Origin of the sequence: Xanthomonas arboricola pv. juglandis (assembly GCF_001013475.1) — a bacterium.
Classification (GTDB): Bacteria; Pseudomonadota; Gammaproteobacteria; order Xanthomonadales; family Xanthomonadaceae; genus Xanthomonas; species Xanthomonas arboricola.
Genome location: NZ_JZEF01000005.1, coordinates 34135 through 58552 on the forward strand (window position 1 = coordinate 34135; position 24418 = coordinate 58552).

Annotated in this window: 17 protein-coding genes and 1 riboswitch; of the genes, 6 read left to right on the plus strand and 11 right to left on the minus strand. The window is 65.5% G+C overall.

What is annotated here, in order from left to right:
• Nucleotides 1-2: 2 nt before the first annotated feature.
• From bamB to ndk, 6 genes are all read right to left on the minus strand, one after another.
• A complete protein-coding gene (gene bamB / locus XARJCFBP2528_RS17350) occupies nt 3-1220 on the minus strand; it encodes an outer membrane protein assembly factor BamB (RefSeq protein ID WP_016904422.1) in 1218 nt (405 codons plus the stop codon).
• A complete protein-coding gene (locus XARJCFBP2528_RS17355; protein WP_016904423.1) occupies nt 1220-1858 on the minus strand; it encodes a YfgM family protein in 639 nt (212 codons plus the stop codon). Before XARJCFBP2528_RS17355 ends, bamB begins: the two co-directional genes overlap by 1 nt.
• Nucleotides 1859-1928: 70 nt before the next feature.
• Nucleotides 1929-2789, minus strand: a complete 861-nt coding sequence (locus XARJCFBP2528_RS17360; RefSeq protein ID WP_016904424.1) for a helix-turn-helix domain-containing protein — start codon at nt 2787-2789, stop codon at nt 1929-1931.
• Nucleotides 2786-3574 (minus strand): type IV pilus biogenesis/stability protein PilW, encoded by a 789-nt coding sequence (gene pilW / locus XARJCFBP2528_RS17365; protein WP_016904425.1) that lies wholly within the window; start codon nt 3572-3574, stop codon nt 2786-2788. Before pilW ends, XARJCFBP2528_RS17360 begins: the two co-directional genes overlap by 4 nt.
• 10 nt (nt 3575-3584) lie before the next feature.
• The gene (rlmN, locus tag XARJCFBP2528_RS17370; RefSeq protein WP_047124952.1) at nt 3585-4790 is read right to left on the minus strand and encodes a dual-specificity RNA methyltransferase RlmN; all 1206 of its coding nucleotides are present in this window, start codon (nt 4788-4790) and stop codon (nt 3585-3587) included.
• A gap of 18 nt (nt 4791-4808) precedes the next feature.
• Nucleotides 4809-5234: a nucleoside-diphosphate kinase gene (gene ndk / locus XARJCFBP2528_RS17375; protein WP_016904427.1), complete on the minus strand. Its 426-nt coding sequence runs from the start codon at nt 5232-5234 to the stop codon at nt 4809-4811.
• Between the two features lie 217 nt (nt 5235-5451).
• Between ndk and XARJCFBP2528_RS17380 the strand changes: the two genes are divergently transcribed.
• The 3 genes from XARJCFBP2528_RS17380 to XARJCFBP2528_RS17390 all read left to right on the plus strand — a co-directional run bounded on the left by XARJCFBP2528_RS17380 (nt 5452) and on the right by XARJCFBP2528_RS17390 (nt 9845).
• Nucleotides 5452-6084, plus strand: a complete 633-nt coding sequence (locus XARJCFBP2528_RS17380) for a TetR/AcrR family transcriptional regulator (RefSeq protein WP_016904428.1) — start codon at nt 5452-5454, stop codon at nt 6082-6084.
• Nucleotides 6085-6109: 25 nt separating this feature from the next.
• Nucleotides 6110-8482, plus strand: a complete 2373-nt coding sequence (locus XARJCFBP2528_RS17385) for a 3-hydroxyacyl-CoA dehydrogenase/enoyl-CoA hydratase family protein (RefSeq protein ID WP_047124953.1) — start codon at nt 6110-6112, stop codon at nt 8480-8482.
• 157 nt (nt 8483-8639) lie between these two features.
• Entirely contained in the window at nt 8640-9845 is a 1206-nt protein-coding gene (locus XARJCFBP2528_RS17390) for an acetyl-CoA C-acyltransferase (protein ID WP_016901771.1), read from the plus strand.
• A 343-nt stretch (nt 9846-10188) separates the two neighbouring features.
• Here the strand turns inward: XARJCFBP2528_RS17390 and crcB are convergent, their stop codons facing one another.
• Nucleotides 10189-10590, minus strand: a complete 402-nt coding sequence (crcB, locus tag XARJCFBP2528_RS17395) for a fluoride efflux transporter CrcB (RefSeq protein WP_016901770.1) — start codon at nt 10588-10590, stop codon at nt 10189-10191.
• A 114-nt stretch (nt 10591-10704) separates the two neighbouring features.
• Nucleotides 10705-10773, minus strand: a riboswitch (Fluoride riboswitch).
• A 2-nt stretch (nt 10774-10775) separates the two neighbouring features.
• A complete protein-coding gene (locus XARJCFBP2528_RS17400; protein ID WP_026064158.1) occupies nt 10776-12149 on the minus strand; it encodes a replication-associated recombination protein A in 1374 nt (457 codons plus the stop codon).
• 238 nt (nt 12150-12387) lie between these two features.
• Between XARJCFBP2528_RS17400 and xopZ the strand changes: the two genes are divergently transcribed.
• Nucleotides 12388-16554 carry a XopZ family type III secretion system effector gene (gene xopZ / locus XARJCFBP2528_RS17405; protein ID WP_087962267.1) on the plus strand — a complete coding sequence of 1389 codons (4167 nt, stop codon included), beginning with the start codon at nt 12388-12390 and terminating at the stop codon, nt 16552-16554.
• A gap of 102 nt (nt 16555-16656) precedes the next feature.
• Here xopZ and lolA read toward each other — a convergent pair whose 3' ends face one another.
• The 3 genes from lolA to XARJCFBP2528_RS17420 form a co-directional block, all read right to left on the minus strand.
• Nucleotides 16657-17286, minus strand: coding sequence for an outer membrane lipoprotein periplasmic chaperone LolA (lolA, locus tag XARJCFBP2528_RS17410; protein WP_016901760.1), 630 nt, complete (start codon nt 17284-17286; stop codon nt 16657-16659).
• A 107-nt stretch (nt 17287-17393) separates the two neighbouring features.
• Nucleotides 17394-19319, minus strand: coding sequence for a DUF3857 domain-containing transglutaminase family protein (locus tag XARJCFBP2528_RS17415; protein WP_047124954.1), 1926 nt, complete (start codon nt 19317-19319; stop codon nt 17394-17396).
• A 180-nt stretch (nt 19320-19499) separates the two neighbouring features.
• Nucleotides 19500-21857 carry a DNA translocase FtsK gene (locus XARJCFBP2528_RS17420; RefSeq protein WP_016901756.1) on the minus strand — a complete coding sequence of 786 codons (2358 nt, stop codon included), beginning with the start codon at nt 21855-21857 and terminating at the stop codon, nt 19500-19502.
• A 283-nt stretch (nt 21858-22140) separates the two neighbouring features.
• On the opposite strand from XARJCFBP2528_RS17420, the gene trxB reads away from it, so the two are divergent.
• Together trxB and XARJCFBP2528_RS17430 are read left to right on the plus strand one after the other, a co-directional pair.
• Nucleotides 22141-23109, plus strand: coding sequence for a thioredoxin-disulfide reductase (trxB, locus tag XARJCFBP2528_RS17425; RefSeq protein WP_016901755.1), 969 nt, complete (start codon nt 22141-22143; stop codon nt 23107-23109).
• Nucleotides 23110-23169: 60 nt separating this feature from the next.
• Complete coding sequence (locus XARJCFBP2528_RS17430; RefSeq protein WP_016901753.1) at nt 23170-24288, plus strand: GNAT family N-acetyltransferase; 1119 nt, start codon at nt 23170-23172, stop codon at nt 24286-24288.
• Nucleotides 24289-24418 lie beyond the last annotated feature (130 nt).

Here is a 24418-nt window from a genome sequence, read left to right on the forward strand (position 1 = left end):
CCTTATTGTGCCAACCGGAAGGCGGTGATATCGCCATCGGTGTTTTGTACCAACAGAATGCCGTCCACGACGATCGGCTGCGCCAGCAGCGTGTCGCGTCCAGCGCGAGCGCGCGCGGCCAGTGCACCGTCGCTGAGTTTCAGCCAGTGCAGATAGCCCTTGTAATCGCCGACCACAGCGTAATCGCCCTGGATAGCGACGCCGGTCAGGGAGCGACGCGCCAGCGCGGCCTGCGACCACATCGCCGCACCGCTGCTCTTGTCCAGGCCCCAGACCGAGCCGGCGTTGTCGGACACCACCACCACCGCCGACGACACGCCAACGCCACCGGCGCCGCCGTGATCGCGCGTCCACAGCGGACGGCCGCTCGGGCCTTCCAGTGCGAGGGTTTCGTTCTTGAAGCTGGTCGCATACAGCGTGGTGCCGTCGAGCACCGGGGCACCGTCCACATCGGACATGCGCTCCAGCTCGGTGCGGCCTTCCGGCACACCGATCGCCTGCTCCCACAACGGGCGGCCGTCCTGCAGCGCCAGGGCGCTCAAGGTGCCGCTGTCGTTGCCGACGAACAGCACGCCCGGGCCGGTCACGATCGGCGCGTTGCCGCGCACCGACAGGGCCGGCCCTTCTTCGGCATGGAACCAGCGGCGCTCACCGGTAGTAGCGTCGAAGGCACTGACGCGACCATCGTTGCTGCGCACCAACACCAGGTTCTGTGCAATCGCCGGTGCGGCGATGACTTCGTTCGGCACCTTGGCACGCCATTTTTCGGTGCCATCGGCCTGGTTCAGCGCAATCACGTCGCCAGACAGCGTGCCGATCACCACCAGGCCTTCGCCGACGCCGGGGCCGCCGGACAGGCGCTGCTTGAACTTGCGATCGTTACGCTCTTCCTTCTTGGGCTTGTATTCCCACACGCGCTTGCCGGTCTGCAGGTCCAGCGCCTGCACGCCGCCGGTAATCGCCGCAGCGTACACCTTGCCATCGGCCACCGCCGGACGCTGGCGCACGCCGATATGGCCTTCGCCCTTGCCCACGCCGGTGGACCAGATCTTGTCGACCTTGACCGACGGCTCGAACTTGACCAGCTCGGCAGGTTCCTGCGCCTTCTTGGCAGCGGCGTCCTTCCCGGCAAACCAGCCCTTGACGGTGCTGCAACCGGCCAGCGACACGCCCATCAGGGCGATCAATGCAATGCGCTTGTACATATCAACCTGCTTCATCAAATCTGCTCCGCCGGATCGGGCACCTTGCCGCCCACATCCATCAGCTTGGTTTCCAGCAAACGGCGCTGCGGCGAGGCCACGTCCACCGTGGTCAGGGCCTTGGCGTAGAGCGCACGCGCCTCATCCGGCTTGCCCTGCACGACCAGCGCATCGGCGCGGATCTCCAGGCTGGTGTGGTCCTGCGCATCGGCCAGCAGCTTGATCGCTTCGTCCGGCTTGCCGCTTTCGGTCAACACACGCGCCAGGCGCTGCTGCACGATCTGCTTGAGCTCGCCTTCGGCCGGCACGTCGCGCAGGGTCTTGATCGCTTCGGCATGCTTGCCGGCATCCACCTGGGCCTTGGCCAGACGCAACGCAGCCAGTTCGGCGTAGACACCGCCCTTGCCGTCATCGAGCGCCACGATGTCCTTGGCCGCCTTGTCCAGGTCCTTGCCCTGGATGGACTTGACCACCGCCTCGTAACGGGTGTTGGCTTCCACCGATTGAGTGGCGGTGTGCTTCTGCCACCACTGCCAGCCTAGGATCAGGGCCAGGCCCACCACGACGCCGCCCACCAGCCCTGCGCCATTCTTTCTCAACCAGGAACGAACGCGTTCGCCTTGTTCGTGTTCGTCCAGCAGATCGTCGATCGCCATGCGTACTCTCGCTCCGTCATCCCGGAGGCGCGGAACATCAATAGGGAAAAATGAAAAACCGCAGTCCGCTTCACTCGGAAGCAGGTACCACGGAGCCGTCGGAGGATACCGCAAAACGGGCCACGTTAGCGCGCTGGAACGGTTTCACGTCGACGATACTGCCGCCTTGCTGAACCTCTACCGCCGACGCATTGCCCAGCACGATGCGGCCCACCTGCCCTGGCGAATAACTGCGACGCTCGCCGGCACGCACCAGCGCCTTTTCGACCGCGCTGCCATCCGGTGCCAGAATCTGCACCCAGCTGTCGCCGCTGAAACTCAACGACAAACTGCCGCCACCGGCGGCAGACGCTGCAGGCGTCTCGAGCTCGGGCGTGGCCCGCGGCACCGGCGTCATCGACGCGATGTACGGCGCCGGCTGCTCGCGCGGCGCACTGGCCGGCTGCGTTGCAGCGTTGACCGGGGAGCCGGTCCTGGGCGCTTCCGGCATGCTGTCCAGCGATACCGTGCTGGGCGCCTTGCCATCCAGATGCGAACGGGTCGCGTACCACACCGGCACCGCGAACACGCCGGTGATCACTACATACATCGCCTTGCGCGCCGTGCTTTCCAGGATGCGCCGCGCCCGCGGCGTATGCGTGTGGCTGACCAGCTTGACCGGCTCGACCGGCGCAATCGCCGCCTGCTGCAGCAGCGGCTCCAGGTCCACGTGCAGCAAGCGCGCATAGCTGCGCAACTGACCGCGCACGAAGACCGGCGCACCCAAGCGTTGCCACTGCTCCTGTTCCAGCGAGCGCACCACATGCGCCGGCATACGCAGCTTGCCGGCGACCTCGTCCACGCTCAGACCTGCTGCTTCGCGCGCGTCGCGCAAATGCTGTCCGCAGCCCTTTTCCTGCTCGAAAGGGTTCGGATTGGAATCACTGATCACAATGCATTGGCCCCGGGGTTAGCGGTCGCTGCGTCAGGGAATTCCTTGACCAACCGCTGTTGATAACGGCTGGCAGCTACCTTGTCGCCTAGCCCTTGCTCAATCTGAATGGCGAGTTGTAACACGGAAGCGGTTGCAGGTGCAGCCGCAAGCCGCCGTTCGATAAACGCGCGCGCTTCGAAATAATTGCGATGCGTCGCTTCGGAGCGCGCCATCGATTCAAGTGCGTATGGATTCTGCGGATCCAGTTCCAGCGCCTTGCGCAAGTCACCGGCAGCCCGCTGCGGCTGCCCCGCCTTGAGTGCGCAGCCACCTGCATTGCCCAGCGCGGAGGCTGGCGATGCGTAGGTTCTGTCGGTCAGGGCGCGATCGAACAAGGTCAGCGATTCGGCCGGCGAGCCGTTCGCGCACAACCATGCGCCGTAATTGTTCAAGACATCACCGCGCTGCGGTGCAAGTTCTGCAGCCCGGCGGTATGACGCGCCGGAACCGGCAATATCGCCCTTGGCGCCTTGAATCAGCGCCAGCAGACCAATGGCATCCACCGACTGGGGGTCTTTCTTCAAGGCTGCACGGACCTGCTCTTCGGCAGCGGCGTAGTCGCCTGTTTGCAGCCGGTTATTGGCCAGGCCGAGCTTCTCCTGCACCGCCAGACGATTCTTTGTCGCAGTGCTGTCGCGGAACGCATGCACCTGCGCCACCTCCTCGACCGTCTGGACCGAGCCCGCCTTGGCATTGCGGCCACCGCAGCCGACCGCGCCCAGCGCGATCGCCACGGCCGCCATGACTAGAAGATCACGCTGCCGCATCTCGACCGGCCTGCCCTTCCAGGGTGCGCAGGAAATCCGCCTGACGACGGGTGCGGTCCATGACCTGTCCCTTGAGCTGTCCGCAGGCGGCGTCGATGTCGTCGCCGCGGGTACGGCGGACCATCGTCAGCACTTGCGCGTCGAGCAGGATTTTCTGGAAGGCACGGATCTCGGTCTCTCCGGAGCGCTCGTAACGCGTGCCCGGGAACGGATTGAACGGGATCAGGTTGACCTTGCCGGCGTCCTTGGACTGCACTGCGTTATCGAACTGACGCATCAACCTGGCCAGTTGACGCGCATGCTCGGGCTGGTCGTTGATGCCCTTCATCAAGGTGTATTCGAAGGTGACCGAATCGCGCTTCTTGCTGCCGCGCAGATAGCGCGCGCAGGACTCCATCAGCTCGGCGATCGGGTACTTCTTGTTCAACGGCACCAGGCTTTCGCGCAGCGCGTCGTTGGCGGCATGCAGCGAGACCGCCAGCGAGACATCGCTTTCGGTCGAAAGCCGGTCGATCATCGGCACCAGGCCCGAGGTCGACAGCGTCACCCGCTTGCTGGCCAGGCCGTAGCCAAGGTCGTCGCGCATCACGCTCATCGCGCGCACGACGTTGTCGAAATTCATCAGCGGCTCGCCCATGCCCATCATCACCACATTGGTGAGGCGGCGCTGCTGGTGCGGCACGTTGCCCAGATGGCGCGCCGCCACCCATACCTGCCCGACGATCTCGGCAGTGGTGAGGTTGCGGTTGAAGCCCTGGGTGGCAGTCGAACAGAACGTGCAGTTCAGGCCGCAGCCGACCTGGGACGACACGCACAGCGTGCCGCGGCCCTTGTCGGGGATATAGACGGTTTCGATCGCGTTCTTGCCGTCGGTACCCATGGCCAGCAGCCATTTATGGGTCCCGTCGGTGGACGGCTTGTCGAACACGACATTGGGGACGAGGACCTCGGCGTGCTGGTACAATTTCGCACGCAGCGCCTTGCCGAGGTCCGTCATCTGGTCGAAATCGGTGACGTAGCGATGGTGGATCCACTTCATCACCTGATGGGCACGGTAGCGTGCCTCGCCGAGCGTGTCGGCGAAGAAACGCTCCAGTCCCTCGCGGTCGAGGTCGAGCAGGTTCTGCTTGCGCAGTTCCGGGGCGCGGACAGGGACGTCCTGCAGCACGGAGGGGATCACGACCTCATTCACGATTCGACTCTCTCGGCCTCAGCGCGAGACCACTTCGGTGGCGGCAAAGAAATACGCGACTTCGTTGGCGGCGTTCTCGACCGAGTCCGAACCGTGGGCGGCGTTGGCATCGATCGAGTCGGCGAAGTCGGCGCGGATGGTGCCCGGCGCAGCGTCCTTGGGATTGGTCGCGCCCAGCAGGTCACGGTGTGCGGCAACGGCGTTCTCGCCTTCCAGCGCCTGGATCACCACCGGGCCGGAGATCATGAACTCGACCAGCGCGTTGAAGAACGGACGCTCGCGGTGCACGGCATAGAAGCCTTCGGCTTCGCGACGCGACAGCTGCTTGTACTTGGATGCCACGATCTTCAGGCCGGCCTTTTCGAAGCGGCTGTAGATTTCGCCGATGACGTTCTTGGCAACGGCGTCGGGCTTGATGATGGACAGGGTGCGCTCCAGCGCCATGGGAAGATCTCCGTTGGGCGGGCCACTGAAGGCCCGAGATTATCATGAAAAAAACCCGCGTCAAAACGCGGGCTTAGGCTTCTTTGCGATGGTCAATTCTATCTCTTCGTCGTTGCAATTGCACACCGCCTCCTGAATCGTGCTGCATTGCCGCATGACCGGTGCGCCGTCCAGCCCGTAGACTCAAACAATCGTTTGATTGAGTTCCACCCCGCGCATGCCCAAGCCTGCCCACTTCTCCACCAAAGACCGCATCCTCGGCGCGGCCGAGGAGCTGTTCGCCCAGCATGGCTTCGCCGGGACCTCGCTGCGCCAGCTGACCACCCAGGCCGACGTCAATATCGCGGCCGTCAACTACCACTTCGGCTCCAAGGAAAACCTGGTCAACGAGGTATTCCGTCGCCGCATGGACGAGATGACCGCCGCGCGCCTGCAGCAACTGGAAGCCGCCAGGCGGTCGCAGCCCGGCGAACTCACCGCGGTGCTGGCGGCCTTCGTCGAGCCGGCGCTGGCAATGGCGCAGGACCGCCAGAGCGGCGGCGCGTTCGTGCGGGTGATTGCACGCGCCTACGCCGAAAAGAACGACAACCTGCGCAAGTTCCTGTCCGACCACTACGGGCATGTGCTGCGCGAGTTCGGCAAGGCCATCGCCGCCTGCGTGCCGGGCCTGAGCAAGGAGGAGCTGTACTGGCGCCTGGATTTCCTCGCCGGCGCGCTCACCTATGCGATGGCCGATTTCGGATTGATCAAGCGCCCGGCCGGGGTCAGCGAGGCCGACCACCGCGCGCGCGCCGCGCGCGAACTGATTCGTTTTGCGGAACCCGGTTTCCGTACCCATCCCACACCGTAGTCGCTCACACCAAAGGCTCATCGCTATGTCCAATCCGTTGCTAGTCCGTCGTGCTGCCGTGCTCGGTGCCGGCGTCATGGGCGCGCAGATCGCCGCGCACCTCACCAACGCCGGTGTCGACACCGTGCTGTTCGACCTGCCTGCCAAGGAAGGTCCTGCCGACGGCATCGTGCTCAAGGCCATCGCAAACCTCGGCAAGCTCAGCCCTGCCCCGCTCGCCAGCAAGGCCCTGGCCGAGGCGATCACGCCGGCCAACTATGAAAGCGGTCTGGAGCAGCTGCGCGATTGCGACCTGATCATCGAAGCGATCGCCGAGCGCATGGACTGGAAGCAGGACCTGTACAAGAAGATCGCCCCGTTCGTGGCCGATCACGCCGTGCTGGCCTCTAATACCTCGGGCCTGGGCATCAACAAGCTCTCCGACGTACTGCCCGAGCAGTTGCGTCACCGCTTCTGCGGCGTGCATTTCTTCAATCCGCCGCGCTACATGCACCTGGCCGAACTGATTCCCGCCAAGGGCACCGACAAGGCCGTGCTGGAAGGACTGGAAAGTTTCCTGGTCACCACGCTGGGCAAGGGCGTGGTGTATGCGAAGGACACCCCGAACTTCATCGGCAACCGCATCGGCGTGTTCTCGATCCTGTCCACCATCCACCACACCGCCGAGTTCGGGCTGGGCTTCGACGAAGTCGATGCGCTGACCGGCCCGCTGGTCGGGCGCCCGAAGTCGGCGACCTACCGCACCTCGGACGTGGTCGGCCTGGACACCATGGCGCACGTGATCAAGACCATGGGCGACACCCTGCCTGACGATCCGTGGCACCAGTACTTCAAGTCGCCCAAGTGGCTGGATGCGCTGATCGGCAAGGGCGCGCTCGGCCAGAAGGTGGGTGCCGGCATCTTCCGCAAGGTCGGCAAGGACATCGTGGTGCTGGACCTGGAGAAACAGGATTACCGTCAGGCCGATCGCAGCGCTGCGCCAGAGGTGGTCGAGATCCTCAAGATCAAGAATCCGGCCGAAAAGTTCGCCCGGCTGCGCGAAAGCCAGCATCCGCAGGCGCAGTTCCTGTGGGCCACGTTCCGCGACCTGTTCCACTACAGCGCCTACCACCTGGCCGATATCGCCGAGACCGCGCGCGACGTGGATCTGGCGATCCGCTGGGGCTACGGCTGGTCGCTGGGCCCGTTCGAGACCTGGCAGGCCGCCGGCTGGAAGCAGGTGGCGCAGTGGATTGCCGAAGATATCTCCAACGGCAAGAGCATGAGCAGCGCGCCGTTGCCGAACTGGGTGTTCGACGGCCGCGATGGCGTACATGCGGCCGAGGGCTCGTACAGCCCGGCGCGCGATGCCAAGCTGCCGCGCTCGGCATTGCCGGTGTACAAGCGCCAGCGCTTCCCCGATCCGCTGCTGGGCGAGCAGTTCTCGCCGGGCGAGACAGTGTTCGAAAACGACGGCGTGCGCATGTGGCACGACGGCGACGACATCGCGGTGGTCAGTTTCAAGACCAAGATGAACACCGTCTCCGATCACGTGCTCAACGGTCTGCAGGAAGTCGTCGGTCGCGCCGAGAAGGACTTCGCCGGGCTGGTGATCTGGCAGCAGAAGGAGCCCTTCTCCGCTGGTGCGGATCTGGCCGGCGCGTTGGGTCTGCTGCAGGCCGGCAAGGTCGATGCGTTCGAAGCGCTGGTCGCCAACTTCCAGGCCACCAGCCAGCGCATCAAGTACGCGCAGGTGCCAGTGATTTCGGCCGTGCGCGGGCTCGCGCTGGGCGGCGGTTGCGAGTTCCAGATGCACAGCGCCAAGACCGTGGCCTCGCTGGAAAGCTACATCGGCCTGGTCGAAGCCGGCGTCGGCCTGCTGCCGGCCGGTGGCGGTCTGAAGGAAATCGCCGTGCGCGCTTCGCAGGCCGCGGGTCCGGGCGGCGATGTGTTCGCCGAGCTGAAGAAGACCTTCGAAACCATCGCGATGGCCAAGGTCTCCAACTCTGCGGTCAATGCCCAGGAGCTGGGCCTGCTGCGTGCCACCGACAAGGTCGTGTTCAACAGCTTCGAGGCGCTGCACATCGCCAAGGCCGAAGCGCGCGCACTGGCCGAAGGCGGCTACCGCGCCCCGCTGCCGGCACGCCGCATCCAGGTCGCCGGCGACGTCGGCATCGCCACCTTCAAGATGCTGCTGGTCAACATGCTGGAAGGCCGCTTCGTCAGCGAATACGACTATGAGATCGCCACCCGCATCGCCACGGTCATGTGCGGCGGCGAAGTCGATCGCGGCGCGCTGGTCGACGAAGAATGGCTGCTCAAGCTGGAGCGCAAGCACTTCGTCGAACTGGCCCAGCAAGAAAAGACCCAGGCGCGGATTGGGCACATGCTCAAGACGGGTAAGCCGTTGAGGAACTGAGAATCGGGAGTGGGGAATCGGGAATGGGTAAAAGCCCAACCGACTCCCCGCTTCTCCCCATTATTTTGCCGGGTGATGAAGATGGTGGACTCAGGCGAATCCGCACTTGCGATTCCCGATTCCCCATTCTCGATCCCCGGCCATCGGAGATAGCCAAATGAGCAAGCAGATTCAAGAAGCCTACATCGTCGCCGCCACCCGTACGCCGGTCGGCAAGGCGCCCAAGGGCGTGTTCCGCAATACCCGTCCCGACGACATGCTGGCGCACGTGCTGCGTGCGGTGGTGGCGCAGGCGCCGGGCATCGATCTGTCGCGGATCGACGATGCCATCATCGGCTGCGCGATGCCCGAGGGCGAGCAAGGCATGAACGTGGCGCGCATCGGCGTGCTGCTCGCCGGCCTGCCCAACACCGTGGCCGGCCAGACCATCAATCGTTTCTGTTCGTCCGGCATCCAGGCCGTGGCGATGGCCGCCGACCAGATCCGCCTGGGCAATGCCGACCTGATGCTTGCCGGCGGTACCGAGTCGATGTCGATGGTGCCGATGATGGGCAACAAGGTCGCCATGTCGCCGAATGTCTTTGCCGACGACCATGTGGCGATCGCCTACGGCATGGGCATCACCGCCGAGAAAGTGGCCGAGGAATGGAAGGTCTCGCGCGAGGATCAGGATGCGTTCGCGCTGGCCTCGCATCAGAAGGCGATTGCCGCCATTGCCGCCGGCGAGTTCCGCGACGAGATCACGCCGTACGAGATCCTGTCGCACCAGCCCGACCTGGCCGGCAATGTCATCGCGCTGCGCAAGCGGCTGGTCGACACCGACGAAGGCCCGCGTCCGGACAGCTCGCTCGAGGGTCTTGCCAAACTGCGCCCGGTGTTCCGTAACGGCCAGTTCGGCGGCAGCGTCACCGCCGGCAACTCCTCGCAGATGAGCGACGGCGCCGGTGCGGTGCTGCTGGCCTCCGAGCAGGCGATCAAGGATTACGGCCTCACCCCGCTCGCGCGCTTTGTCAGCTTCTCGGTGGCCGGCGTGCGCCCGGAAGTGATGGGTATCGGCCCGATCGCGGCGATTCCCAAGGCGCTCAAGCAGGCTGGTCTGACCAAGGACCAGCTCGACTGGATCGAGCTCAACGAAGCCTTCGCCGCGCAGGCATTGGCGGTGATCCGCGACAGCGAACTGGATCCGTCCAAGGTCAACCCGCTTGGCGGCGCCATCGCCCTGGGCCACCCGCTGGGCGCCACCGGTGCGATCCGTGCCGCCACCCTGGTGCACGGCCTGCGCCGCCGTCAGCAGAAGTACGGCATGGTCACCATGTGCATCGGCACCGGCATGGGCGCGGCAGGCATCATCGAAGCGTTGTAAGTCACCGATTGCGAGATCGGCCGCCAGGCCGATCTCGCAACGCTGATCAGGCTGCCAGTCAACGACGGCGTGCGCGGGCACGCCTTCTTCGTTATCCGCCAGTGTCGGCGGTCAGCGACTGCGAGCGATGCCGTGTCTCCATCTACGCGCCCGGTAGGCGCGCCGGCCCAACGTCGCGTTTGAGCATGACTCCTGACGTGCAGATTGACCGCCGCATGGCGGTGCCCCCGGCAATCACACCCCGAACATGCCAGCATGTCGAGAGCTGATATGGCGCTACGCACGCTACGCCGCCGCATCCCGGCCTTGGCTTCACTCCCGCGGTTACACGGCAGAGCTGCGCCTAACGCGTCACCAGCCACTGACCGGTACGCGCACCGGCGAACACCAGCGCCAGCCCGGCTACCAGCGTGATGGCCAGATACACGCCGATCATCGCTGAGCGCTCGCTGCGCGCGAACACCAGGCATTCCATCATCAGCGACGAGAACGTGGTCAGCCCGCCGATCACGCCGATGATCAGCAAGGCCCGCAGCGCCCAGCTCGCCGGCCCGCGCGCATCCAGCCAGACCAGCAGCACGCCGGCGACGAACGAGCCGAGCAGATTCACCGTCAGCGTGCCCCACGGAAAGCCGTTACCGAAGCGCTGCAGCAACGAGGCACCGATGGCAAAGCGCAGGCCGGAACCCAGCGCACCGCCGGTCATCGCCAGCAGCAACTGCTGCCACCACACCGGCGCGCTCATGCGCGCACTCGGCAGGCGGCCGAAGGGGTTTTCAACGAAGTGTCGTGCATGGTCGGCATCATCGGGTTCCTGAGCGAGAATAGATGCCGGGGCACAGGCCTGCCGCCCCGGCGGGGGTGGGCAGGCATCATCAGCGCGCAGAGTGCGTGCGGTTCAAGGAGCAATGCCATCTCCTGTGCGGCCGATCATGCCGTGGGCTTGCCGCCCTTGTCAGCCCGCGCCTGTTCGCGCGCGGCGCGCAGGCGGTCGAGCTTTTCCTTGAGCTTGATCTCCAGCCCGCGCGGCACCGGGTTGTAGTAGACCCGCTCGCCCATCGCATCCGGAAAGCCGGTCTGGTCCAGCGCGATCCCGCCTTCGGCATCGTGGTCGTATTGATAGTCCTGCCCGTAGCCCAGCGTCTTCATCAGCTTGGTCGGCGCGTTGCGCAGATGCAGCGGCACCTCCTGCGTGCCGGTGGCGCGCACCTCGGCCTTGGCCTGATTGAAGGCGGCATAGCCGGCATTGGACTTGGCGGTGCTGGCCAGATACAGCACCAGTTGCGCGAACGCCAGCTCGCCTTCCGGACTGCCCAGGCGCTCGTAGATGTCCCAGGCTTCCAGCGCCATGCTCTGCGCGCGCGGATCGGCCAGACCGATGTCCTCGATCGCCATGCGGGTCAGCCGCCGCGCCAGATAGGCCGGGTCGCAACCACCGTCGAGCATGCGCGTGAGCCAGTACAGCGCGGCATCGGGGTTGGAGCTGCGCACCGATTTGTGCAACGCCGAAATCTGGTCGTAGAACTGCTCGCCGTTCTTGTCGAACCGACGCGTGCGGTCGGCCAGCACCTGCAGCAGCGTCTGCGGGGTGATCTGGCCACCCTCGCCGCCTGCCAGTTCCGCGGCGATCTCCAGCAGCGTCAATGCGCGGCGCACGTCGCCGTCGGCCGCGCCGGCAATTTCCAGCAGCGAGGCATCGCTGACCTGGATGCTCTCCTGCCCCAGCCCGCGCTCTGGATCATGCAGCGCACGTTGCAAGGCCTCGACGATATCCTGCGGCGAAACGCCCTCCAGCACGTGCACGCGGCAGCGCGACAACAATGCCGAATTCAGTTCGAACGAAGGATTTTCCGTCGTCGCACCGACGAACAGGATCGTGCCGCGCTCGATATGCGGCAGGAACGCGTCCTGCTGCGCCTTGTTGAAGCGATGCACCTCATCGACGAACAACACCGTGCGGCGCCCGCCGGCGAAGCGCTGCGCAGCCTCGGCCAGCACCTGGCGCACCTCGGGCAAACCCGACAGCACTGCCGAGATCGCCTTGAATTCGGCGTCGGCGTAATGCGCCAGCAGCAGTGCCAGGGTGGTCTTGCCACAGCCGGGCGGGCCCCACAGGATCATCGAATGCACGCGCCCGGATTCGACCGCGCGCCGCAAGGCACTGTCAGGAGCCAGCAAGCGCTTCTGGCCCACCATCTCGTCAAGCGTACGCGGCCGCATCCGCTCTGCTAATGGCCCCATGGTGTTGCGATCAACATGCAGCAGATCGGGCGTGATCGAGTCGGGACGTTTGGCTTTGCTCACCACTTCATTCTACCGCCTCTGTCGGCGGGACGTTCCACAATGCGGTGTTCGGCCATGGCTGGCAGAAATGCTGGCGTTCTCTTTCCAAGCGACCACTTCGCGCAGGTGCAATGCCTAAAACGCGCAGCACAATAATGTTACTAAGTAACGAGTGACCGCATGCAATCGCTTGCCGGCAACCCGCACCGGCCGCCAGCTGCGCCAGCGCAAGCGGCACGTTCAGCGTACGGATCCCACCATGCCCCGCATTCCGCTTCGTCCCTCTGTCATCGCCGCTTGCCTTTCAGGGATGGCCGAGACCATCTCGCATCCATCCAAACCTTCAGCGAAGCGGCAGACGCACAACAAATTGGCGACCCCCGACCCACGCGCGTTCGAGGCGGAACTGATCCAGGCACAGGAAGATCCGCTGGGTTGGTCAGAGACGCTGCGTGAGCAAGTCAGACAGGCAAGCGTCGTCGAGCCCGGATTGAAAGCCGCTCCCAAACGCAAACACGCTCTCCCGCGGCTCTGCAGGAAGGCCGCAGAGCGATTTGGCCTCAGCAGAGGTGCGCCAGAACCGCACGCGCGCCTGCTGCGCTATTCCTCGTTGCAGTGCGAGCGTGACAGACCCGCCGATCCATCGGATCGCAGCGCCAATGTCGTCCTTGATCCGCACGCATCCCCGCTGCTGTCGAATGCCACCCAGGATCTCAATGGAGCGCTGATAGCACGCCTTGAGCAATCCAACCACGACCTGGCCGCAGGGATCTCCCGGCGTCGCCAAGCCGAATTGAAGTACGCGCACGCACAAACGCTACACGCTGCACGCGAGCAGTTGGCGTTGAGAGCCCGGCGCGCTGCCAATCTCAGCGACAGCATCAATGTGCTGACGCGTGAACGCGCCGAACTGCTGCAGCAGCTGCATGGATGCAATGCGCGAACTGATGCAGTGTCGGCCGCGATACGCGATCTCGAGTCGAACATCGTCTCCGCGCGCGCTGCATTGAACGCGTTACCAGGCGTTCGGCAATCGCGCGCTGTCGTGGCGCGCGCGGCGCCATCCGCGGCCAACGCGCATCAGGGCGAGGATCCCTCACACCTGCAGCGCGTCTGCACTCGGCTCGAACGCGCAGTGCAGGATGCGCGCGCGCGCGGCGATGCGCTGGCCAAAACGGTCTTTTTCGGCCGCGGCTCGGCACAGGCAGCACAGGCAGAGCAAGCACTTGCGGATACTAATGCGGAGATCGATCAATTACGGAGCGCGTATGCACAAGCGCGCGATGCGTTGCGGTCAGATCCAGCAAGCAGCTCTGCCAACAGGCCGGCGTCTCGCACGCTTGCGTCGGAACTAGCTGCAGAGCAAGACAGAGAAATCGAGGCACTACGCACACGACTTGGGTACGACGAGAAGATGCTGACCCTGCAACGCACGCATGCCCAGCGCTGCCAGCGGAATACGCGGCGCCTACAGGAGCGCCTAGCTCAGGTCGACGCAACACTGGAGCAGGCGCGGCATTCGTCGCGGATCAACACCGAGGAGTTGTGGCAGCAGGAACAGACTGTCACCGTGCTGGAAGCAGCGGACGGCGACATGCAGCGCGTAGTGGAACATGCAGCCGCGCAGCTGCCGGCAGATGAGGCCCGGCCCGCAGCTTCCGATATCGTCGCCGACACCATCCAGGCACTGCTAGACATCCTTCCCGGCTTTCGCGAGGAAACGCTCGACCCCGTGAGTCGACAGGTTCTGCGCGACTGGGCTGATGGCCTGCATGGTCGCAGCGCTGCGTTCGGGACCGACGCCCTGCAGCCGGTCGACGCGTTGCGCATTGCCCTGCAGGCCTTATCGATCGCCAGCGGGGGCGATGCCACGGCAGCGGCCAACGCACTGCAACGCCTGAGCATCGTGCAGATGCGTGAGCTGATTCCGCCGCCGCAGGTCTCCATCGCTGCCAAGGCGGTCCCGCCGATGGATACCGTCACCGCCTGCGTCGGCCTGCTGGCCAGCGTGCCGCGCGGCATGCAGGTGCTTTCGCACATGCTGCGCGAAGAACCCACGCCTGCCTCCAGGGAATGGCTGGAGGCGGCGCAGGTCCATCTGCGTGCCAGCCACCGGCTTGCACTGACGCCGGACGCAGAACAGGCTGAACGCACCTGGCTGGGCGATGCGCAAATGGGAGCGCGCCATGCCGTGCACGGCGCTTCGCCGCTGCAGGGCCTGCAGTCTGCAACCGATGCCCAGCGCGGCGCATTTCATGCGTTCCGCAATGGCTACGAAACCACCCGGGCAGGTTCACCCTATGCGCGCGTCAACGCATGCCTGCAGATGTTTGCGCAATGGGCGGTAGCAGGCAGCAGAAGACGGCGCAATAGCGACCTCAACCCCTTCAACGCGCTCGCACTGGGAATGAAGGTCGGCGCCTCCGAAGCGCTTCCCACCGCTGTGCGGCGTGCCAACGATGCTTTTCGCGAGGCGGCCGGCCACTTGACCAGCTGGCTCGTCGCGCGCCGCCAGATCCAGCTGGCGGGCGGGCGAATGCCGTCGCAGGACGAGCTGGCGATGCAGGCGCTGTCGGAATACGCGCACTGGCTACCACACGAGCAGAACGCGACCGACCTGACCTTCACTGCCAAGGTACTGGGCACGATCGAGCGGCGCGCCCAGGAGCTGCAGCGCTCGGTGGCTGCCTCCGCGAGCGAGAGCGACGATCTGCAGCCGGCGGCGTGCCATCCGGCGATCGCGTCGACCTGGGTTGCATTACGCGCGGGCCGCATGCGTCTGCCGGAAACGCTGCGCCTGATCCAACGCGGCCTGCTCGACCACGCCGGACAGCCGACCGACATGCCGATCGGTGCAGCGCCCTTGGATGAAGAACTGGCGTCGGTCGCACGCAACCACTTTCATCAGGCCGTTGGTCAAGCCAGTCGCTTTCTGCATGAGGGCGACACGGCCCGCGTCAGGTCGCCCCGCGCGCTATTCGAATGCCTGCGCAACCTGATGGAACGGCTGGAATGGCGCGACAAGCTGCGTATTACCGAACAACGTGTGATCGGACTCAATACGACGCCGCTATCGGCTGCGCTTGCGATCATCTCCAGCGGCCTGGGACTGAAACTCTCCGCGGGCGGTCAGGCCAGTTCCGATCGCTCGGTGGAGATTTACATGGGGCGGACCGGGCTGTCGCTGCAGATCGGGCGGCAGAAGGCGCGGCAGTTCAACGCCAGTACGGGCATTAGCGCGGGCGTGCTGCTGCCGGGCACCGAACGCGCACCGGTGGTTATCACGGGCGCAGCCGAGTGGCGCATGAAAAAGGAATCGGGCATCGAGCATGGCGTGCAGATCCGCGTACCACGGCGGGGCAAGGGCCAGGAGCTGGAGCAGCGCGCGCAATTCCTGGCCATGTTTGAACATCTGCTGCAGCTCGCCGAGCAATCCGGCGGCGATGCAGGCCAGCTGACCGAGCGCGACTTTCTGGGGGAGCTGCTGGCGCATCACCCCAGCATCACCGTTGGTTTGATCGGCCATGCCGAGCGCAACGCTTCGGCCACCGAGTCCAGCATCAGCGTCGCTGCGGGCGTACGCGTGGGAAACATGGATGGCAAACCGCGTCGGGCCACCCTGGGGGCTTCGCTCGGCTTAAAAGCGCGGCGGGAAACCTCCCGTTCGCAGACGCCGATCGAAGGCTACATGACGATGGTGCTGAAGGATTCGAGCGCGCAATCCAGGGTAGAGATCGCAGGCCGCGCATCGGCCAGTGTCGTCGCTCAGCAGTGGACGCGCCCAAGCATTGGCAATGCGCCGCCCACGCAGGTGGCGCGGCTGTCCATGGCCACGCTCGATCTCGGCTATAGCAGAGAACTGCATTTGGCCGGCAGCAATACGTTCTCCACCTTGTGGATGTTCAACAACGAAATCGACCCTGTGCGTACGGATCGTGGCTTCGAATTCTTCAACTTCGCCTCATTCGAACGCGAAGTGAAACGCAACTGGCAGTTATGGACGCACTATGGAACCTCTAAACTGCAAGGCAAGGTCGACGACCAGCGGGTCTACATGGTGGCCGAGCGCCAATTGCAGGACTTCGTCGACCGGGTCCGCCTCCATATGCAAGACAACAAGTTCGCCTCGATGATCGTGGACTGGGTGTTACAGGCAGAGGCTGCACCGCGCCTGGACGCATTGCGCGCGCAGGCCCAGCTATTGCGGGTCGCAGGATGCGAAGCGCAAGCAGTGGAAGCCGATCGCGCCTTCGATGACCTGATCAGCTACCCAGGCATCTGGGAGCCGACCATCCTGATCCTGCGCGAAAAGGGAAAGCGCCAGCGCGAGCGTGGCATCGATTTCTTCATCAAACGCCAGACCAACCAGGCGGCGGAGGCGAGTCGGACGGTCGGTCAATGGATCCCGTACGAGCCAGTCCCGTAGCGCTGCCGGCATCGCCCCTCTGTGGGCGCCTCCGCCAGGTCACAACGAACGCTGCGCCGCTCGCTGCGCCATGCCTTTACGCCGTGCGCCCCGCAGACGCCTCTACTGCGCGTCGCCGACCACGTCCACACCCTTGCCCGGCGTGTAGCGGAAGGTGTCGGCAGCGAATGCCGGATTGCGCTTCCAGCCGCTGAAGCTGATCGCGGTGCGCTGGCCGACCGCATCCACCACTTCCATCCTGGCCAGGCCATCCTTGCCGAACCCCAGCGAGGCCATCTGGAAACTGGCTTCGGTGTCGACCTTGGGCGTCAGCGACAGCCACTGCAGTCCGTCACGTGGCGCCGCTTCTTCGCTGACGTCGTATTGCTTGTCCAGGCGCGCCGGGTCGATCAATGCAACCAGTGGGCTGTTCTGTTCTTCGCTGCCCTGCGCACGCACGGTCACCTGCTCCAGATCCGGGTCGAACACCCAGACCTTCTTGCCGTCGGCCACGATCAGCTGCTTGTAGGGCTTGGCGTATTCCCAACGGAACTGGCGCGGCGCCGACAATGCCACCCGCCCGCTCGCGCGTTCCTTGACCCGGCCATTGGCATCGGAGACCTGCTGGCTGAACTGCCCGTCCAGGCCTTTCAGGCCGCGCGTGAACGTGTCCAGCTCCTGACGCGCACCGGCAAACGCGGTGCCGGCGAACAGGGCGGTGGCGAGAACGGCATAACGGAGCTGGCGATGCATCGCGGTGTTCCAGAAAGGGTATGCGGGAATTCTGATACTTCATGGATGAATGGGCGAGCTCTATCGCACAAGGCGTTCAGATCGCGGCCGCCGCCAGTCGATTCATCTCACTGCGCCGTCTGCACCCTGGACAGATCGCCATACACGATCTGCCCGCGAAAGCCGCGCCGCACCTGCTGGTAGAGCTCACGAAACGCGCGGTAATCCTGCGGCTGACACAGCGCCTGCGGCCCACGCACTGCCGCGCGTTGCAGGCGATGCACCGCCGTCACCGTCTGGCCCTGGCGCGTCCACTCGACCGCGTACTCGCCAGCGGCATTGCGAAAGCGGCTGCTGCGCGGAATCGCAATGATCGGCACCGTCGCCGGGAAGCTCACCACATAAGTCTCTTCGCGCACGCTGTCGTTGCAGTAGAACGGGGTCAGGTTGTCGTCGGCCGAGGTGGTCGTATAGATGCCACGGGTGGATTCGGCACCGGGCATATCGGGCAAGGTCATGCCGCCGACCACCGAAAAATCCACCGCATCCTCGGCCTGGAAGGAGTAGCGATAGTTGAACGGCGCATCCAGATCCAGCGGGTCGCCCTGGATCAACAGATCGCCGGTGCCGTCGAAGCCGGACTGCGCAATGATCGACTCCTCGATGCGATTGCGGTTCTGCGCATTGAGCTGCACGAACATCGCACGCAGCCCCACCTCGCCGGTCTGTCCGCTGTCGAGCGTGGTCAGGCCGTGCAGCCCGCCCTGCGGGGTAAAGCGGTACTCGGTACGCGCGACGTAGCGGTTGACCTTGCGGTCGTTGGGCGGGGTATGCGTGACCTTGCCGTCCAGCGTATGCACCACCGGCGCCCCGAGGTCGCCGGCCGGCAACTGGCCGAAGCGCGCGTAGGGGTTGGTCGAATCCACATACAGATCGAACGCCGGGATATAGGTGATGGCGTGATTGAAGCGGCCGAGCACCGGGATCGGCGGCAGCGTCGGCCCGCCTTCGGCGCCGATCAGCACCGGGGTGCTGGCGATGCCCTTGGCCGCCAGCAAGGCTTCCAGGATCACGGTGTGATCCTTGCAGTCGCCATAGTGGTTGGCCAGGATGCTGTCGGCGCTGTTGGGCTCCAGTCCGCCATTGCCCAGGTACACCGCCACGTAGCGGATATTGCGCGCCACCCACGCGTACAGCGCAGCGGCCTGCGCACGCGGCGCGTCGATGCCGCGGGTCACCTCGTCGGCCAGCGACTGGATCGCCGGCGTCACCGCAGCGGCGCGGCCACCCTTGACGTGATAGGCCAGGCCCATCTGCGACCAGCTGTCGAAGGTGCTGGCCATCAAGGTGGGGCTGAACTCCCAGGTCGCCGCGCTCCAGTTCTGGTTCTTCATCGGCGTGGCGCGCTGATAGCGCCACTCCCAGCGCGCCTGATCGCCACGCACCACCGGCCTGGTCCCGCCCTGCAAGCCGCGCACCGACAAATGCATCGGCAATGCCTTCGGTGCCACCAGCGTGACCACCGCATCGTCGTATTGCGCGAACACGCTGAAGGTCTCCCACAGGCTGAAATAACCGGGGAAGTACGGGGTGTTCTGCGCACGCCGCACGCGATAGACGATGCGCGCGCCAGGCGCCAGATTCGGGAACACCACCACCTTGACCTTGCGATCGGCATACATCGCCGCCGCCGCGCTGGAATAGCTTTCCTGGGTATAGATCTTGTCGGACGCCACGTCCTGGCGCAGCCCTTCGGCGGTGACGGTGTAGGCCTGCAGCACCTCCAGGGTTTCCATCTTCTCGCTGTAGCTCAGCCGCACCTGGCTGAACTGCTCCACTGCCGATTTGGTCTTGAGCAGGATCTCGTACTCGTCGGTTTCCACGCTGCTGGCATCGGCACGCACTTCGTAGTCGGCGCGATAGCGCACGAAGCTGTAGTTGGTGTCGGCCTGCGTGCGCGCCGCGGCAGCGGCAGGCGCGGCCTGTTGCTGGGCCTGGGCCAGCAACGGCAATGAGATCAGCAGCAGCAACAGCAACACGGAACGACGCAGCATGGGTCTCGATCGCGGCGGGCCGGAGCGGCCCTCGTGCGACAGGGTAGCCGGTGTGCGCCGCAGCGTCAGGCACCGGCCTCCAACATCGCCGCATCCACGCGTCTACGCATCCGCAATCCGAACAAGCCCGGAACGCGGCGCCACGGCCAAGTCGATACGCGCCGCGTTGCCGGCCGCCGATTACTTGGGCGGCGGCGGCGCCAGCACGGTGCGGTCGCCATTGTGCTCGGGCTGGCTGACCACACCGGCCGCTTCCATCGCTTCGATCAGGCGCGCGGCGCGGTTGTAGCCGATCTTCAAGCGCCGCTGCACGCCGGAGATCGAGGCGCGCCGGGTTTCGGTGACGATGCGCAAGGCCTCGTCGTACAAGGGGTCGGACTCGTCGCCACCGCCACCGCTGCTTTCCGGCAAGCCGGTCGCACCGACCACGGTGCCATCGCCCATGGTCTGCACTTCGTCCAGCACGCCCTCGACGTAGGACACCGGCCCGCTGGCTTTGAGATGCTCGACCACCCGATGCACTTCCTCGTCGCTGACGAAGGCGCCATGCACGCGGTCCGGCAGCGCGGTGCCTGGCGGCAGATACAGCATGTCGCCATTGCCCAGCAGCGCTTCGGCGCCGGACTGATCCAGGATGGTGCGCGAGTCGATCTTGGAACTGACCTGGAACGCCACGCGGGTCGGGATATTGGCCTTGATCAGGCCGGTGATCACGTCCACCGACGGCCGCTGCGTGGCCAGGATCAGATGGATACCGGCCGCGCGCGCCTTTTGCGCCAGGCGCGCGATCAGCTCTTCGACCTTCTTGCCGACGATCATCATCATGTCGGCGAATTCGTCGATGAAGATCACGATGAACGGCAGCGTTTCCAGCGGACGCGGCGCCTCGCCCAGCTCGGGGTTGGGCTTGAACAACGGGTCCATCATCGGCTGGCCGGCGTCGATGGCGTCCTTGATCTTCTTGTTGAAGCCGGCCAGGTTGCGCACGCCCACCGCGCTCATCAGCTTGTAGCGGCGCTCCATCTCGGCCACGCACCAACGCAGGCCGTTGGCGGCCTCCTTCATGTCGGTGACCACCGGCGCCAGCAGATGCGGGATGCCCTGATAGACGCTCAGTTCGAGCATCTTCGGGTCGATCATCAGCATGCGCAGTTCCTTGTGCGAGGCCTTGAACAGCAGGCTCAGCACCATCGCGTTGACCGCCACCGACTTGCCCGAGCCGGTTGTGCCGGCCACCAGCAAGTGCGGCATGCGCGCCAGGTCGGCCACCGTCGGGCGCCCGGCGATGTCCTTGCCCAGGGCCAGGGTCAGCGGGCTGGCCGACTTGTCGTATTCCTTGGAGCGCAGCAGCTCGGACAGGAAGATCATCTCGCGGCTGACGTTGGGGATCTCCAGGCCGATCACCGACTTGCCCGGGATCACGTCGACCACGCGCACTGACTTGACCGACAGCCCGCGCGCGATGTCCTTGTCCAGCGAGCTGATCTGGCTGACCTTGATGCCCGGTGCCGGCTCGATCTCGAAGCGGGTGATCACCGGACCCGGATAGGCCCCGACCACCTGCGCCTCGATGCGGAAATCCTTGAGCTTGAACTCGATCTGCCGCGACAGCGTCTCCAGCGTCTCTTCCGAATAGCCCTTGGCCTGCGGCTTGGGGTCGTCCAGCAAGGCCAGCGGCGGCAGGTCGGAGCCGTCGGTGCTCACGCCCTGGAACATCGGGATCTGGGTATCGCGCTTGGCGCGCTCGCTCTTCTCCACCACCGGTGCCGGCGGCGGCTCGATCCTGACCGGCTCGCGCTTGGCCTGCTTGACCGCATCGACCTTGCGCACTTCCTCGCGCTCTTCGCGCATCACGCGGGTCTGCTGCCACTCGGTGGCCTGATGGGTCTTGCGCTGCATCAGCGGCCCCAGCGCCAGCACCCAGGTGCCGATGCGCTCCATCACCGCAAACCACGACAGGCCGGTGGCCAGGGTGATCGACACCAGCAGCAGCACCAGCACGAACAGGTTGGCGCCCAAGGCGCCGAACCCGGCGCTCAGCGAATTGCTGACCAACCGCCCCAGGATCCCGCCAGCGGCGGCCACGTCGCCGTTGAACAGGCGCAGATGCAGGAAGCCGGTCGAAGCGATCAGGAAACCCACCATGCCGACCAACCGCAACGCCGGCCCCAGATCGGCCTCGGCCTGTCCTTCCTTGTCCATGCCGAACAAGGCGATCCAGGCCACCGCGCCCAGTACCACCGGCAGCAGGAAGGCCACATAACCGAACAGCTGCAGCAGCACGTCGGCCGTCCAGGCGCCGACGCGGCCGCCCATGTTGTGCACCGGCGCGACCACGCTGCCGGTCTGCGACCAGCCCGGATCGGCGCTCGAATAGGTGAATAGGCTGGCCAGCAGATACAGCAGCAGCGGCGCCACCGCGATCAATGCCAGATCGCGCCAGAGCTTTTGCCGACGCGGATTGTCCGCCGCCGCTGTCTTGCGCGAGGACGTCTTGCCCTCAGCGGGCTTGCTGCGTTCGGGAACCTGCTTTGCCACCTGTAGCCAGACCTTAGAAAAATGCTGTTAGTGGTTGATAATAAACGACTGAGGCCACGGTTTCAGCTGTTGCATGCGCATCGCCTGCCCGGGCATGCGATGGTCAACAAAAAACGCCGCACGGGGCGGCGTCGATTACGCGTACTGGGTGGACCATGCCATCTGCGGTTCAAGCAGTTCCATCGCGCCGCCTTGATTCACCGGGTGGGGACCGCCACTCTATGCCGCCACAGGGACGCGAATTCACCCGTCTGCCCTGCCAATTCCTAGATCGCGAGTATACATGAGCGCCTCTTCTGCCAGTCCCGCCAAGCATTCCCGCCTGTTGATCCTGGGCTCCGGCCCGGCCGGCTGGACCGCCGCGGTCTACGCCGCCCGCGCCAACCTCAAGCCTGTGGTGATTACCGGCCTGCAGCAAGGCGGGCAGCTGATGACCACCACCGAAGTCGACAACTGGCCGGGCGACCCCCACGGCCTGATGGGCCCGGACCTGATGAGCCGCATGCAGGCGCATGCCGAGCGCTTCGAGACCGAGGTGATCTTCGACCACATCCACACCGCCGACCTGTCGCAGCGCCCGTTCCGGCTGACCGGCGACGGTGCCGAATACACCTGCGACGCACTGATCATCTCCACCGGTGCCACCGCCAAGTACCTGGGCATCCCCAGCGAGGAAGCCTTCAAGGGCCGCGGCGTGTCCGCCTGCGCCACCTGCGACGGCTTCTTCTACAAGGACCAGGACGTGGTGGTGGTCGGCGGCGGCAATACCGCAGTCGAAGAAGCGCTGTACCTGTCCAACATCGCCCGCAAGGTCTACCTGGTGCACCGCCGCGATACGCTGCGCGCCGAAAAGATCATGCAGGACAAGCTGTTCGCCAAGGTCGCCGCCGGCAAGATCGAAACCGTCTGGCACCACGCCATCGATGAAGTGCTGGGCAACGATGCCGGCGTCACCGGCGTGCGGGTCAAGTCCACCCTCGACGGCAGCACCCGCGAGATCGTCGCGCACGGCTTCTTCGTTGCCATCGGCCATCATCCCAACACGCAACTGTTCGACGGCCAGCTGGCGATGAACAACGGTTACCTGGAAATCCGCTCCGGCCTCAACGGCGCGGCGACCGAGACCTCGGTGGCCGGTGTGTTCGCCGCCGGCGACGTCGCCGACCAGCACTACCGCCAGGCGATCACCTCGGCCGGCTTCGGCTGCATGGCCGCGCTGGATGCCGAGCGCTACCTCGACAAGAGCGCCTGAGGTGGCTGCTGACCGCCGGCCGCGCCGTGCGGGCAGCGCCGAAACCAGCGGACCGTGCGCATGAGCGTCACGGCCCGCTGGTGCCGCCGGCTGGACGAGCTTCCGGCCGGTGCCTGGGACACGCTGCACGACGGCGCGCACCCATTCATTTCTTATGCGTTCCTGGAAGGCCTGGAGCAGGAGGGCTGCCTGCGACCGGACTGGGGCTGGAACCCGCTGCACCTGACGCTATGGGACGGCGACACGCTGGTCGCCGCCGCACCGGGATACCTGAAGAACAACTCGCATGGCGAGTTCGTGTTCGACCACGCCTGGGCGAACGCCTACGCGCGCTACGGGCAGGAGTACTTCCCCAAGTGGCTGTGCGGGGTGCCCTACTCGCCGGTGACCGGACCGCGCCTGCTGGGCGCACCGCGCTGGCGCCCGCAGTTGCTCGCGGCGATGCGCACGCTGGTGGAGCGCAGCGGGCTGTCGTCGGCGCACGTCAACTTCCACCCGGCCGACGAAGACACCGCCTTCGACGCCGACTGGCTGGAGCGCAACGATCTGCAGTACCACTGGCACAACGCCAGCGGCTGGAGCGATTTCGAAAGCTTCCTGGCGGCGATGGATCACAAGCGGCGCAAGAACATCCGCCAGGAGCGCGCCAAGGTGCAGCGGGCCGGCGTGCAGTTGCGCGTGGTGCATGGCGATGAAGCCAGCGACGCCGACCTGGAAGCGATGTACGGCTTCTATCTCAAGACCTTCAACGAATACGGCAACTCGCCCGCGCTGACGCCGGAATTCCTGCATCACCTGGCCCGGCACCTGCCGCGCCAGCTGGTGATGTTTCTGGCCGAGCTGGACGGGAAACCGATCGCCGGCGCGCTGTGTCTGCGCGGGCGTGACACGCTGTACGGGCGTTACTGGGGCGGTGAAGCCCTTCCGGGGCTGCATTTTGAAACCTGCTACTACCAGGGCATCGAATACTGCCTGCGCGAGGGCCTGGCCCGCTTCGAGCCCGGCGCGCAAGGCGAGCACAAGATCGCGCGCGGCTTTCTGCCGACACTGGTCCGCAGCCGCCACTGGATCGCCGACCCCGGCTTCCGCGAGCCGCTGGCGCAATGGTGTGCCGACGAGCGCCAGGCGGTGGCCCGGCATGCACGCGAGCTGTCCGAGCACAGCCCGTTTCGTGACTGACCCCGGCGGCGGCGGCGCAGGGCACAGGCGTAGCTGATCGCCGGCCGGGCAGCTTGCGGACGTCTGAACAAGGCGGCCAAATCCATCCAGCGACCAACCGTCTGGCGAGCACGACTTGCGCGCCCAGCAT

Coding starts and splice junctions, on each gene's coding strand:
- bamB (WP_016904422.1), bottom strand. CDS start 1,220: ATGAAGCAGGTTGATATGTACAAGCGCATTGCATTGATCGCCCTGATG.
- XARJCFBP2528_RS17355 (WP_016904423.1), bottom strand. CDS start 1,858: ATGGCGATCGACGATCTGCTGGACGAACACGAACAAGGCGAACGCGTT.
- pilW (WP_016904425.1), bottom strand. CDS start 3,574: ATGGCGGCCGTGGCGATCGCGCTGGGCGCGGTCGGCTGCGGTGGCCGC.
- ndk (WP_016904427.1), bottom strand. CDS start 5,234: ATGGCGCTGGAGCGCACCCTGTCCATCATCAAGCCCGACGCCGTTGCC.
- XARJCFBP2528_RS17380 (WP_016904428.1), top strand. CDS start 5,452: ATGCCCAAGCCTGCCCACTTCTCCACCAAAGACCGCATCCTCGGCGCG.
- XARJCFBP2528_RS17385 (WP_047124953.1), top strand. CDS start 6,110: ATGTCCAATCCGTTGCTAGTCCGTCGTGCTGCCGTGCTCGGTGCCGGC.
- XARJCFBP2528_RS17390 (WP_016901771.1), top strand. CDS start 8,640: ATGAGCAAGCAGATTCAAGAAGCCTACATCGTCGCCGCCACCCGTACG.
- crcB (WP_016901770.1), bottom strand. CDS start 10,590: ATGAGCGCGCCGGTGTGGTGGCAGCAGTTGCTGCTGGCGATGACCGGC.
- xopZ (WP_087962267.1), top strand. CDS start 12,388: ATGCCCCGCATTCCGCTTCGTCCCTCTGTCATCGCCGCTTGCCTTTCA.
- lolA (WP_016901760.1), bottom strand. CDS start 17,286: ATGCATCGCCAGCTCCGTTATGCCGTTCTCGCCACCGCCCTGTTCGCC.
- XARJCFBP2528_RS17415 (WP_047124954.1), bottom strand. CDS start 19,319: ATGCTGCGTCGTTCCGTGTTGCTGTTGCTGCTGCTGATCTCATTGCCG.
- trxB (WP_016901755.1), top strand. CDS start 22,141: ATGAGCGCCTCTTCTGCCAGTCCCGCCAAGCATTCCCGCCTGTTGATC.
- XARJCFBP2528_RS17430 (WP_016901753.1), top strand. CDS start 23,170: ATGAGCGTCACGGCCCGCTGGTGCCGCCGGCTGGACGAGCTTCCGGCC.